The organism is Algoriphagus sp. 10J20-15 (assembly GCF_055809615.1).
This window is the reverse complement of sequence record NZ_JBVVUG010000003.1, coordinates 136000-150408: the sequence shown is the minus strand read 5'-3', so window position 1 is coordinate 150408 and position 14409 is coordinate 136000. Positions and strand designations below refer to the sequence as shown.

Here is a 14409-nt window from a genome sequence, read left to right as displayed (position 1 = left end):
CCACCGAATTAATTATTTTTCAATAAAATCGATACGGAAATAGTTTTAGGTATTGACAGGCAAATCAATAACTAGCAAACATCCATGATTGGGTTGATTCTCAATAGTAAATGAGCCTTTAAGCATTTGCACTTTTGCTTCAATCCCAACTAAGCCCATTCCCCAGTCTTTTCGTTCTTTTTGAATACCAATTCCATCATCCTCGACTGTAATATTCAAGGTGTCCTCATGATTTATTAATTGAACCCGAAGATGTTTTGCAGAAGCATGTTTCAGCACATTTTGTATAAGCTCCTGACAGATCCTATACACTGTTAACTCAATTTGATCTTCTAACCTTCTTTCAAACCCAAGAACCTGAAGTTCTGCAATAATTGGCGTCGATTCATTTATATCCTCTATCAGTGACTGCAAAGCAGAAGGCAGGCCAAATCTCCTCAAAGATACCGGTGACATATGATGCGCAATTTTCCTCACCTCTCCTATGGCAGCATCCAATTTATCCAAGGTTTCTTTTCCCTCCTGTAGCAGATGATTTTCATCGTACTTATCAAACATATTTGCCAAGCGAATTTTTATAGTGGAAAGTTGTGATCCCAAGCTGTCGTGCAACTCTCCGGCAATCCTCTCTCGCTCATATTCCTGTACTTTCAGCAAGTCTTTAATGTGAACATTTTTCTGCTTCTCAATTAAGGTCATTAGATCCTGTTTTTGCTCTACTTCCAATTTAATCTCCTTGTTAAGCAATAAGCTCCTTTCATAGATCCTGGCATTTTCTAGAATTATTCCGCCTTGACTTGCTAGAATACGAACCCAGCGGATAATTTCATTGGAGTAATTAGCACTACAAAAACTACTTTCCAAGTAAATGATCATAGAGAGGCTATCTGAAATCCCTACCGGGAAAATCATGCAGGATTTAATTCCAGCCTCATTTAGTAATCGAAGTTGCGGGAACCCATTATCAATTTCCAATTCATCGAAAATTAGGGGAGACTTTGTGCGGTACGACATCAGAAAAATTCCAGACAAATCAATTGCTCCAAAAATTTCCCGATTTCTTAAAGGTTTATTGAGGAGCTGCATTTCTCCCTTTTGGCCAAATTGCCCTTTGTCCTCTATTAATTGTATAGCCGCACCACTGGACGCAGAAATCCTAAGTAGGATTGTCAACAGTTTCTTTGAGATAAGCTCTGCATCCATTTCACCACCAAGTTCCCTTAGAATATTTTCTATATCCAAAGGATTGTTTTCCCTGATACTTGAATCAAATAAAAATGAGTATTGCCTCACCAGCTGCCTAACTTTTCTCTTAGCCTCCCACATTTCATAATTGTTAACTGATTCCAGGAAATAAAGCTTTGCTGAGTCGTAGTCTTTCTTTGCCAGGAAATATTTTCCGGTCAACTCATTTGCTAGGGCAGCTTGATAAAGATTACTTCCGGCAAACTGACATGCTTGTTTATAATCCTGTTCTACCTGTAATTCATTTGCTCCCGATATTCTCCCAATTTCTGCTTTAAGTAACCAATAGTCAGAAGCATAGTTAGCTGCTGCATGATTATACCATGCGTTTAAGTCCCTAAAAACGCCTTTCAGCCAAGCTAGATTTTCCCGCTTCTCCTCCTCTTTCAGGTTACCCCAGTTCTGAGTTATAGAAAAACTCAGAATCAGAATATTTGCCGGCACTAAGGGGGAGGCTTCTTGTAATTTCTTGTTTTGATTTGCTTCCTCAGCGCAAGCTTTTGCCTGGTCGTAGTATCCAAAAAGGAAAAAATACCTTGCCAGTACGTAGTTTCTGTAGAATCGCTCCTCCTGCAAAGTCAGCTTTGCCGCCAGGCCACCTGGATGCTGTTTAGGAAGGGATAGAAAAGGGCTTTCAGTGGTCAAATATCGAATCAACTCCTTTTGGTAATGCGTGATATAGTAGGTCAACTCCATTCCAGGATATGATTCCCTGAAATCGAAAGATAAAAGTCCGGATATTGGTTTTCCACTTATAAAATGAAGATTAAAAAGGTGTGTTTTGAGGATGTATAAGCCAATAAGATCACCGGACTTTCTTCCAACTTCCATTCCTTCCTGCAAAAGAATCGTGCTCTCATCAAAAGCTCTTTTCCATGGTTGAATATAAAATGCAAAAACCCCCAGCACTCTACATCTGTATTGAAGGTCATCTAGGGCTGTATTAATATCAAGCCCCATTTTCCCAAATTCATATCCCCCGGTAAGATCCCCTGCAATAATCCGCATTCTTCCATAACTCACATATCCAATGGTACTTACATTGGGAAGCTTAAAGTATCGCGAACGCAAAATAAGCTGCAAGGCAGCCCAGGTCATCAAAGCTTCCGAAGTATGGTGCATCGCCATGCCTCCTATGTACAGCAACCTAAGAATAGACGATTGCCTTTCATCTTCTTCTTGTTCAAAAAGGGCATCAATTTTTGAGCTTTGCAGTGAGACATGCTTTTGAAAAACCTGGATTTGCTTAGTAAGTTCCTGATCATTTGAAGGTATGTCAATACCGAGTTCCCCTAATATTTCCTGAAGAATAACAACAGCTTTTCGATATCGGCCCAAGTGGTTATTTATGACAATCTTTAACTCAAAGGCTTCAGCTCTATGCTTTTGGATACTTAGATGCTCAATCAAAAAATCCAATTTGATTTCAGCTAAATCATATTCCCCAAGCAAGTATTCAATTTTAGCACTTTCTATATGTGCCTGAAAAAGAATTTCATTTACTTCATCCCATCGTAATCCTTTCAAAAGTTCAAGCGAAGCTTTTAGAAAAATCTTTGCTTGGGAATATGCGTTTTCATCCTTCTGAAGCTTTGCTACTTCCAACAAGATAGTTGCCGCATGCACTTTCTCTCCGGTCTGGGAAATACTGTCGGTTCCAAATTGTAAATGTTGGGCTATAATGACCTTATCAGAGTTGCTTAAAAGGCTAAAATTATCCCTGAGTAAAACTTTTGCCAGTTGAAAGTGATAGAATGATTTTTGTTTATTCGTGAGTCTGGAATAAATAAATTCCCGAAAATAACTTTCAGAAAACACATATTTACCATGATTAACCACTAATATCCCATCGGAAATAAGATGGGCTAAAACGCTTTTAGCATCAGGAATATCAGAGCAAAGGTGTTCAAGGTCATTTTCGGAAAGTTGTTCTGCACAGGCATTCAATCCTACAATTTTTTTAGCTGAATCAGAAAGGGAATTTAATCGCTCCTGATAAAACTGGGTAGAGTTAACACCCTGAAATCGAGCCTTTATCTCTGTGACATTGCCTCTCCAGCCCTCTTTGTCTTTCACCAGGAGTTTTTCCTGAACAAGCGCATCAACTAAGGTGCTCAATAGTGCTGGGTTCCCTTTCCCCAATTGATGAATCAACTGGCTCGCAGTTAATTCACATTTACCTCCCAACAGCTGCTCTATAAAAAGCCGGCTTTGATCCAGGGTAAATTCTCCTAATTCTATCCTTTGAATATGCTTTTGGTCAAAGCCGAGTGAACCAATTAATTGATCAACTTGCCCTAAATCTTCTTCAGAATCACGAACTGCGCCTAGCCAAAGCAACTTGGATGGGGGAATGTGTGTGAGTAGGTATTGCAGTAAGTTTGCACTAGAACCATCAATCCACTGCAAATCATCTGTAAAAAGAATCAGTACCCGATCCGAAAAATCACTGAAATATTCAAAAAATACTTTAAAGAGGTAATACAGCTGATTTTCCATTTTTGGTGTATTGGAAATCTCTTGCTTGCCCCCTTTAGGTACGAGCATCGTCAGTTCAGGAATATATTCACACATCAAAGCGAAATTTTCCCCCAATGCAAGACTTAAACCTTCCGAAAACGAAACGAACGTGTCAGGGTCCATCTCTCTGAACTTGGTTCTTAAGTAATTTCCAATTGCCAATTTCAAACCTGCGTAAGGAACATGTTGAAGTTGGGGCGATTGACTGCTGATCAACACATCAAAGCTTGAGTTTTGAAGGTATTTTTCTATTAAAAAAGTCTTGCCGGCACCTGTTTTACCGATAATTACTGCCCCATTCCATAAGGTATTCGAAGGGTGAAGCATCCTCTTCAAATATCCATCCAACTGGTCGAGTAAAAGATTATGAATGGATAGGTCTTCTGGAACACTAGGTGGGAATGAGCTTTGCATCTAAACTAAATGAAAATTAAGAAATACACTTAGTGCTAAACTAAGAAGCAAAACAAGGAGTTGGTATATTTTTAGGGGGAATTATAATACCGGGAAGCTAGAATTCTAACAGATCAAGCTGTCAACCTAAGGAATATGCGGTGATGGCATCATTCACAGAGCCATGAATCTCCAATAGTTCGGCAGCCTTTTCATAAGATAAAGATGGTATTTCTGAAATAATCATCCTTACTCCTCTATCAACGAGTTTGGTGTTACTGAGCTGCATGTGAACCATCTTATTGCCTTTCACTTTCCCTAAGCGAATCATAAGACTGGTACTGATCATGTTCAGAATCATTTTCTGCACAGTTCCGGACTTCATTCTAGTGCTTCCTGTGACAAACTCAGCTCCAACTTCTACTTCTATCGGGTGGGATGCATAGGCAGAAATAGGTGCGTTGGAATTACATGAAATACTTGCTGTCAAAATCCCATGCTTTTTTGCTTCTTTAAGTCCACCAAGTACATAAGGCGTTTTGCCGGATGCTGCAATTCCTATTACCGAATCATTCTGGTTCAAATTATACTTGGAAAGATCAATCCAAGCTTGATTTACATCATCTTCTGCTCCTTCGACAGCAGTCCTTATAGCTTTATCGCCTCCGGCAATCAACCCAACGATCATGTCCGGGGAAGCTCCAAATGTTGGTGGAATCTCAGATGCATCCAGCACTCCCAATCTTCCGGAGGTGCCTGCACCTATGTAAAAAAGTCTCCCTCCAGCATTGAAATTTTCAACTAGGTTAGCTACAAGTTTTTCAAGCTGAGGAATTACCTGCTGGACAGCGAATGCTACTTTTTGATCTTCTTGATTGATAGATTCCAACAACTCCCCTAAAGGCATGGATTCTAAATTATCGTAGGAAGAAGGAGATTCGGTAGCAAGATTCATTGATATCAGGGAGTGGAAGGGATTTCTTTAATAATTAGCGAAGGTATGGCAATGATAATTTACGAGACCATCCATTGGGCGCTGCTCTATTTTTTGGATGGATTCTCCAAACTCATCAGCAACAGCCTTCAGGTGGAAAGCAAAATGGTAGGCTATAGAACCTGTAAATACAAGGGGAACAGATTTGTGGGATTTTCTATACGGCATAATATAATATTCAAAAAACTGCCGGAAATTCTTGTAAATAATTGAATGTATGACTGGGTTAGAAGCGTTTTTGAGTAGAAATGGAGTAAATGAGGCCAAAAATCGATTGGCTTGGGGCTGGTTGTAAATCTTATCCAGAATCATGCGTTGACTCAGGTCATACTCCCTAAAGAATTCTTCTCGAAGGTCATCCCCCAGATTACCCTGAAGCAGTTCACGAATGAGATCTCTACATAATACTGTGCCGCTTCCGTAGTCTCCCAGAATGAAACCCAAAGAAGGGACACTACCTATAATATCTTTTCCATCGTACAAACAGGAATTTGCTCCTGTCCCCAAAATGCAAGCAATGCCTGTTTCTCCCTGGAGTAAACTTCTTGCCGCTCCCAATATATCACCGTTTACCTCGGCAGGTACTTGGGCTGGAAACAATTCATCCAGAACTCCTGCCAATTCAGCAGCTTTAGAAGGATGTCCACAGCCTGCCCCATAAAAAATAACTTTACCCACATCTGAAACCTTATCCAGCACCTTATTTCTAAGTTCTTTTTTGATTTCATCTGCGGCCAGAAAATAGGGATTAAGTCCTTTTGATTTGAGGGATACTAAGCATTCACCTGATTTATCTATTAGTCTCCAATCAGTCTTAGTAGACCCACTATCTGCCAATAAAAGCATTCAGTAGTAATTTAATAGGAAAGAGCCTGGGCATAACCGAAGCTACATGATGTACAAATATGTTTTGAATAAGAAGAATTGCCATCCCTGAAAATAGGGATTTGTCATAATCACCAGTGATTATAATTGGCTAAGTTACCTTGCCTAAAGGTGGTAGAAGAAAAATGAAAAAGTATCCTATTAATTAATCAGACCTTTTTTGTAGGCATTATTTACTAATTCAGCAGTATTTTTTGCCTTTAACTTATAGAGTAAGTTTTTCCGGTGAGTTTCTACCGTATTCTTACTGATAAAAAGTTTCTCGCCTATTTCAAGCGTAGTAAGTCCAATAGCAATGCATTCCAACACTTCGGTCTCCCTTCCGGATAGCCGTTCATTTACCTCGTATTTGGAAGAATCCTTCAAAAAACTGGTCAATAGGATTTTACTCACTTCCTCACTGACATAGCTCTCACCGCTATGAATTGAGTGAATGGCATCAACTAGATCTTTTTTACCGGTATTTTTAAGTATGTAACCACTAGCACCGCTTTTTAGCATATCCGAAATAAAGTGTCGGTCCCTATGCATGGAAAGACCAAGAATTTTAAGTTTCTTATTTGTTCTACTTAGCTCTTTTGTTGCTTCCACCCCATCCATTTCAGGCATGTTCACATCCATTATCACCAGATCAACCTGATTTTCCTTGCAATGCCGAATAGCTTCTTTCCCATTACAGGCTTCACCCACTACTTTTATCCCAGCTGAAGGTCTTTCAACAAGGCCCTTAAACCATCGATGAACATTTGATGGTCATCGGCTATCAGCACATTAATCATAGTGTAAAAATTTAATAGTAAACTCTCTCCTCTACTTCAAGAGACTAATAGTAGTAGGTATTTATTGAATCCGACAACAAATTTCCACCAACGGAATTCTCAATTATTCAAGATCCCTCTTATCCTTTAAGTGGGCAGGAATGCCTGCGGCTGAGATTTCTTTACTTACAAATTTTGAATAAACAGGCCAAAAGCACTTCCACAGTGTCTATTGCCCCATTTAAGTTTAGTGATGATGAATTCTGTAATACCTTAGAATGGTATTTCATACACTCCATAAGTTAACTAATCTACCCTTATTTAGCACTAGTGATTTATTAATATCCCTGTTTTCAGGGATTGAATAGGCTCATTTTTTAGAAAGATTTGAACGTGAAATAATCGTGGGTTTGCAAAAATTGAATTCAAGGAAAAACTTCCACTTGTTTTTACTGCTGTAGTATAACTCCTCTTTTAATTCATTAAACACTATTCAACTCAATTAATTAAATGTTTAACATGAAAAAACTTTTACATTGTTCGTTTGTGACGATGTGTTTTCTCCTGTTTCATTTTCAGGTTAATGCCCAGTCCTTAAATGTGACTGGAACCATAAGCAGTGCTGAAGATGGGATATCATTACCGGGAGCAAGCATTTTGGTCAAGGGAACCACTAAAGGTGTCACCTCGGACATCGATGGAAAATACCAGATAACTGTAGAGAAAGGTCAGGTACTGGTATTCAGTTTTATAGGTTTGGTCAGCCAAGAAAGGATGATCGATGTAGGCGGAACTCTTGATATAGTTTTAGAACCTGATGCTCAGGCACTTGATGAATTTGTAGTGGTCGGTTATGGTACCCAAAAACGCAGTGATTTGACTGGAGCTGTATCATCAGTAGACACCAAGGTACTGGAGTCCCGACCAATTACAGATGTGGCACGTGGACTGCAAGGTTCTACTCCTGGCCTTACTATCACCACTCCAAGTGGTCAGATCGGACAAAATCCAACGATAAGACTACGAGGAACGGTAGGTACATTAAGTAATTCAGGGGGAGCCCAGCCGCTTATTTTGGTGGATAACGTGGAAATTCCAAACCTCCAGTTAGTTAACCCTGAAGATATTGAATCGATCTCTGTATTAAAGGATGCGGCTTCTTCCTCCATTTATGGGTCTAGAGGTGCTTGGGGTGTGATTCTGATCACTACCAAAAAAGGTAAAAAAGGAGAAGCTCCAAAAATCAGTTATTCAAACAACTTCGCTTGGGCAACTCCTACCGTTACTCCTACCATTGCCAATGCAGCAGATGGAGCTGAAATGGCATTCAAAGCACTACAGCGTACTAACCCTTCCACCAACGTATTTGGCGTTGTAGGTATGTATTTCGACGAAATCGGTATACAAAAAATGCGTGACTGGGAAGCTCAGTATGGTGGCCAAAACCTCGGAAATGAAATGGTCATAGGAAGAGATTTTGAAGTTAGAGACGGTAGATTATTCTTTTACCGCCCATGGGATGCTGGTGACATGTTTATGAAAAACTGGACACCTCAACAGAAACATGACCTATCCGTAGCTGGTGGCTCTGAAAAAACAACTTACAGACTTGGTGTAGGTTACCTTGGTCAAAACGGTGTGCTCAAAGTAAACCCTGATGAATTCAACCGTTATACTGCTGATTTAAGCGTAAGCAGTCAGGTAACTGATTGGATGGAAGTAAGAGGAGGTGTTCTTTACAGTAATACAAAGTTCACCAGACCTTTCTACTTCTCAAGTGAGACATATGATCCTTGGTATTATCTTCTCAGATGGCCTAAAAACTACCCTTATGGTACCTATGAAGGACAGCCATTCCGAAGTGCTATCACTGAGGTGCAGCAGGCAAAAATGAATGAGCAAAACACCTCTCTTACCCGCCTTAACTTAGGAACTACCATAACTCCATTGAAAGGTTTGTCTATCGTAGCGAATTACACCTTTGATTCTCAAAACTTCCATGACCACCAAACTGGTGGAGTAGTATCAGCCTATAACTTCTGGTCAACAGGAGCAAACCTTCAAAACGCACCTTATACCAGTGCATCTTATAACCGTGTTCAATATGCTTCTTCTTGGAGTAATAGAAACGTAGGAAAAGCATTTGCTACGTATGAGAAAATGTTAGGCGACCATTCATTGAAAGCTATGGTTGGTGGAGATATAGAAGCCTATGAATACTGGTACCACAGCTCCCAAAGAAGAGATTTGATGGATCTGGACAGAGGTGAGCTTGACCTTGCTTCCGGTGACCAGTTTGTCGATGGATCAAGAAACCAGTGGTCAACTGCAGGTGCTTTTAGCCGACTAAACTATAATTATAAAGGTAAATACTTCCTGGAATTGAACGGCAGATATGATGGATCTTCAAGATTGTCGCCTACAGAAAGATGGGCATTTTTCCCATCCATGTCCGCAGGATATGTAATCTCTGAAGAATCATTTTTCGAGCCCGTATCCAGTGTCATTTCCTTCTTGAAGCTTCGTGGATCATGGGGAGCAATAGGAAATCAAAATGCTTACCTACGAGATATATACAGAATAATGGGTTCCACCTCTTCTGGCTGGTTGCTGGGTGCGAACAATCAATTAACATTCGGTACTCCTGGAGCACTTCCTTCTTCCCTTACGTGGGAGACGGTAACTACCTTGGATTTAGGATTTGATGCCAGATTCTTCAAAGATAAATTCGGGGTTTCCTTCGATTGGTATAACAGAACCACTAGTGACATGCATAGTGCTGGTGAAGTCCTACCAGCCTCTTATGGAACCTCTGCGACTAAGCAGAATTTTGGCGAACTGGAGACAAAAGGCTGGGAACTGGCACTGGATTACACGCATGGATTTACTAATGGATTAAATTTAAATGCAACGGTAGTTCTTTCTGATTACAAGGAAACTATAACAGAATTTGCAGATAACACAAGTATCTATTCTAACCGTCCGGGTAGAGTAATCGGAGATATCTGGGGTTATGAGACAGACCGATTATTCACAGAGGATGATTTCGTGAAAGATGGCAATGGAGAATTAGTGTTGGACAATGGAAAATATGTACTCAAAGAAGGTATTCCTTCCCAATCCTTGTACGAAAGCGGCTGGTTCTATTATGGCCCAGGTGATGTAAAATATAAAGACCTGAATGGAGATGGTGAAATCACTTTTGGTCAAAATACGGAAGAGGATCATGGGGATCTTAAAGTAATCGGTAATTCCACCCCTAGATACCAATACGGTGTACGTCTAGGAATGGACTTCAAAGGAATAGATCTGAGCTTTTTCATTCAAGGCGTAGGTAAAAGAGACTATTGGGCAAACGGTCCAATTATGATCCCTGGTTACAGACCGGGAGAAGCTTGGTTCTCACATCAATTGGACTATTGGAGCGAAGATAATCCAGATGCATTTTACCCACGTCCAACCAATGCACTTCAATCTAATAATGCTAAAAACTTCCTTCCTCAGACCAGATATTTACTTGATTTATCTTACATGAGAATGAAGAATATCACCTTGGGTTACTCCCTTCCTTCTTCGTTGATTTCTAAGATTAGCGTGGATAAAGTAAGAGTTTATGTATCCGGAGAAAACCTATTTGAGATTGACAAATTAGACCTGCCATTGGATCCTGAAGTGGATTATACTTCTGCAGGAAGTAACGACTCGAACACCTTTGGAAGAGTTTACCCATATAGCAGAACCCTGTCATTTGGTCTACAGGTCACCTTTTAAATTGATAGCACGATGAAACTTAGAATAATAGCACTCGCTCTCAGCTTCTTTGCACTTTCCAGTTGTGAAGATTTTCTGGAAAAACCACCATTGGACAGTCTTACGGATGAGACGTATTGGACCAATGAAAGCAATGTCAGAAGTTTTTCATGGGGATTTTATACTGCCTACTTTAGTGGGTATGGCTCAGGCTATACCTGGGGTAAATTCTTCTCCGGACAAACTTTAAATGATGACTTCGCCCCTTCAAGTCCAAGTCAATTCAGAAGAACTGTCCCAACGGCAGCTACAAGTGGATATTGGAACTTCTCTTATGTGAGAAAGGCAAACATTTTTCTTGATAGAGTACAAACAGTTCCAATGGATGAAGAGGCAATTCTACATTGGTCAGGGGTAGCTCGCTTCTTTAGAGCTTTGGAATACTTTGATTTGGTTAAGCAGTTTGGAGATGTTCCTTGGTTTGATGAAGAACTAAGTGAGTCAGATCCAGAAATGCTATACAGACCTAGAGATTCCCGGGAATTTGTCATGGACAGAGTCTTGGAAGATTTTGAGTTCGCTGCAGAAAATGTGCGCATAGACGATGGTAACGATGGTCAGACCGTAAACAGAGCGGTAGTACTAGCCCTGATGTCCAGAGTATTTCTATTTGAAGGCACTTGGCAGAAATACCATAACAGTAACAACGAAAAAGCAAAAGAATACTTGGAAGCCTCTAAAAGTGCAGCTGCTGAGTTGATCAGCACCGGAGGTTTCTCTTTGGGTAATTACCGGGAAGTATTTAATTCATTGAATTTGACAGGTAATCCTGAGGTGATTCTTTTCAGACATTACGAACCTGGAATCTTAACCCATGCATTGAATTCTTATAACAACATGGAGCCTCAGACGGGTGTATCTAAAGATGCCATCGAAGCTTACTTGGCTGATGATGGGCTTCCTATTGGGTTGTCCTCAGTTTATCAAGGAGACAAAGGCATAGAGAATGTAATGGCCAATAGGGATCCAAGAATGTATGAAACCCTTGTTTCTGATGAATTGAGATTGAATGGTATAGCTTCGAATTACAGCACCACCGGCTATGCGACTCACAAATTCCTCAATGAGGTGATTAAAGATGAACCGGAAGGAAGCTCTAATCTGAACTACACGGATTCTCCTGTTTTACGATTTGGTGAAGTATTGATCAACTACGCAGAGGCTGCTGCTGAACTGGCATCAGTTGGCGGAGCTGCACTAACGCAGACAGACATTGACATGTCTGTTAATGTGCTCCGTGACAGACCGGGAATAATGTTACCGCATCTTGAAATTATGGGCACTGAGGTAGCGGTTAATGGAATGGTTTATGACGATCCTGCCAGAGATCCCGAAATCCCTTCTATAATTTGGGAAATCCGTCGTGAAAGAAGAATTGAATTGATGATGGAAGGATTCCGAACTGATGACCTTGCGCGCTGGGCAAAGTATGAGTACACCGATACAGAAGGAAACTCAGACATCAATCGTGGTGCTTGGATCAGAAAAGCAGATTATCCTGCACTTCAAAGTAGCGTTACACTAACTGAAGGTGAGGAAGGATACATCATCCCTGCGACAGCAGCAGTATCCCAACGTTTGTTTGAAGATCCCAAAGTGTACCTAGATCCTATTCCATTAGATCAAATTACACTTTACCAGGAAAAAGGCGTGACATTAACACAAAATCCAGGTTGGTAATCAGTTTACATTAAATAATACATGTCCTTCTTTCAATCAACGAAAGAAGGACATTTTTTTAGCTAACAATTCATCATAAAGTACATTTTCCATGAAGAAAATACTCATTCTCCTTTTCCTATTAAAATTTGATATCGCTCAAGCTCAAGATTTTAAGTTTGCATTCATTTCGGACACGCACATTGGTTCTCCTAACGGAGTTGCAGAAGAGGATTTGAAAAGAACGGTCTCGGATATCAATTCTTTAGGAAACATGGATTTTGCAATTGTCACTGGTGACATTACCGAAATGGGTACTAATGAAGAAATTACTACCGCCAAGAAATTATTGGATGAGCTAGCCATCCCCTACTATGTAATTCCAGGGAATCACGATACAGGATGGTCAGAATCCGGAGGAGTAAGTTTTATCACTACTTTTGGTTACGACAAATTCGCCTTTGAGCACAAAGGATTCAAGTTCATAGGAACTGCTTCTGGTCCTTACGTCCGTATGTCGGACGGCCACATACCGAGAGATGCAGTCGTTTGGTTGGATTCTGTGCTAAATGCCACTCCAGCTAATCAGCCTATCATTAATGCAAACCATTATCCACTAAACAACAGCTTGGACAACTGGTTTGAGATGACAGACCGATTAAAACAGCACAATACTCAATTCTCCATCTGTGGTCATGGCCATGCAAATAAAGCCTTGAATTTTGAAGGAATTCCTGGAGCTATGGGGAGATCAAACCTGCGGGCCAAAGATGAAATCGGGGGATATACTATTGTTGAAATCACCGATGATACTGCCTTTTTCTCTGAAAGAACACCTGGAGTAAAAACCCAGGATCCTTGGAGAGAAATAGCGCTAAATACAAGAAACTACGAAGATTCAACTACCGATCCTAGGCCAGATTATAGTATCAATGAGCAATATCCTAAGGTAAAATCGAAATGGAGTTATCATTCTTCTGCGAATGTTATTTCAACTCCTTTAGTAAAGGATGGAAAAGTATTTTTCGGTAACAGCCTGGGCAAGTTTGAAGCATTGGATGCAGGAACAGGTCAAGTTAACTGGTCTTTTCAAACCAATGGAGGCATCTTTTCTTCCCCTTCTGCCTTCGAAGATTTAGTCATATTTGGATCCGGCGATGGGAACATCTATGCCTTGAATTCAGCCAATGGAAACTTAAAATGGAAGGCAACTACAGGTTCTGCAGTTTTGGGATCCCCTATTATTCAGAAAGATGTAGTTTACATAGGTGGAAGTGATGGTAAATTCAGAGCGCTGGATGCTGCAAGCGGTAGCGTTAAGTGGGAGTTCGAAGGTATCCAAGGTGCTGTAGTCAGCAAACCTTTGTTATCTGATGGCCTGGTAATTTTTGGTGCTTGGGACAAAAACCTCTATGCTCTGGATCAACAGACCGGAGATCTCAAATGGAGCTGGAATAATGGTTCACCCAACCGAATGTACTCCCCTGCCATGTGCATACCGGTTGCTGCAAATGGCACCGTATTCATCGTCGCCCCAGACCGTTACCTAACTTCCTTGGATGTGCATACTGGTGACGAACTATGGCGAAGTAATGAGGCGACAGTCCGTGAATCAATAGGTATTTCTGAAGATAAAAAGTGGATATACGGTAAAACAATGAATGATGAAATTGTCGCGTACCCTACGAGCCGGGAAAAATCCCAAGTCGCTTGGAGAATGGATGCTGGCTTTGGGTATGAGCACGTACCTTCTATGTTGGTGGAAAAAGATGGTATGGTATATTTTGGCACAAAGAACAGCACAGTATATAGCATCAATCCAACAACCCAAACTACCAACTGGGCACATAAAATTGATAACTCAATGGCAAATACCGTAAATGTAGTATCTGAGCATTCCTTGGTAGTAGCTACAATGGATGGAAAAGTGGAGTGGTTGGAGTTTGTCCCTTAAGGATTAATGCTCCATTTACAGCCTCCTATTCACTTCACTAACGCAGGTCTTTCATTAGATCCATCAATAAATCAACCCCAGTCAGGTAGTCGCTCAGCTTTTCAAAAAACACATTTCAATCCACGATAAAAACCCGTTTCAAATGCTTCCTGATAATTATTCAATATCATTAGCCGCTTTTGTCCCAGTAT

7 protein-coding genes are annotated in these 14409 nt (G+C 40.5%); 3 read left to right on the top strand and 4 right to left on the bottom strand.

Annotated features, from left to right (window positions below; all coding sequences use genetic code 11):
* Positions 1–45: 45 nt before the first annotated feature.
* The 4 genes from AC0L6R_RS01085 to AC0L6R_RS01070 all read right to left on the bottom strand — a co-directional run bounded on the left by AC0L6R_RS01085 (position 46) and on the right by AC0L6R_RS01070 (position 6727).
* Positions 46–4179, bottom strand: a complete 4134-nt coding sequence (locus AC0L6R_RS01085; protein WP_473269515.1) for an ATP-binding protein — start codon at positions 4177–4179, stop codon at positions 46–48.
* A gap of 121 nt (positions 4180–4300) precedes the next feature.
* Positions 4301–5113 carry an N-acetylmuramic acid 6-phosphate etherase gene (gene murQ / locus AC0L6R_RS01080; protein WP_473269514.1) on the bottom strand — a complete coding sequence of 271 codons (813 nt, stop codon included), beginning with the start codon at positions 5111–5113 and terminating at the stop codon, positions 4301–4303.
* A gap of 27 nt (positions 5114–5140) precedes the next feature.
* Positions 5141–5998 carry an N-acetylglucosamine kinase gene (locus tag AC0L6R_RS01075; RefSeq protein WP_473269513.1) on the bottom strand — a complete coding sequence of 286 codons (858 nt, stop codon included), beginning with the start codon at positions 5996–5998 and terminating at the stop codon, positions 5141–5143.
* Positions 5999–6178: 180 nt separating this feature from the next.
* Complete coding sequence (locus AC0L6R_RS01070; protein ID WP_473269512.1) at positions 6179–6727, bottom strand: response regulator; 549 nt, start codon at positions 6725–6727, stop codon at positions 6179–6181.
* Between the two features lie 587 nt (positions 6728–7314).
* Between AC0L6R_RS01070 and AC0L6R_RS01065 the strand changes: the two genes are divergently transcribed.
* The 3 genes from AC0L6R_RS01065 to AC0L6R_RS01055 all read left to right on the top strand — a co-directional run bounded on the left by AC0L6R_RS01065 (position 7315) and on the right by AC0L6R_RS01055 (position 14218).
* A complete protein-coding gene (locus AC0L6R_RS01065; RefSeq protein ID WP_473269510.1) occupies positions 7315–10566 on the top strand; it encodes a SusC/RagA family TonB-linked outer membrane protein in 3252 nt (1083 codons plus the stop codon).
* A gap of 12 nt (positions 10567–10578) precedes the next feature.
* Complete coding sequence (locus tag AC0L6R_RS01060) at positions 10579–12285, top strand: RagB/SusD family nutrient uptake outer membrane protein (RefSeq protein WP_473269509.1); 1707 nt, start codon at positions 10579–10581, stop codon at positions 12283–12285.
* A gap of 91 nt (positions 12286–12376) precedes the next feature.
* Positions 12377–14218 carry an outer membrane protein assembly factor BamB family protein gene (locus AC0L6R_RS01055; RefSeq protein ID WP_473269508.1) on the top strand — a complete coding sequence of 614 codons (1842 nt, stop codon included), beginning with the start codon at positions 12377–12379 and terminating at the stop codon, positions 14216–14218.
* Positions 14219–14409 lie beyond the last annotated feature (191 nt).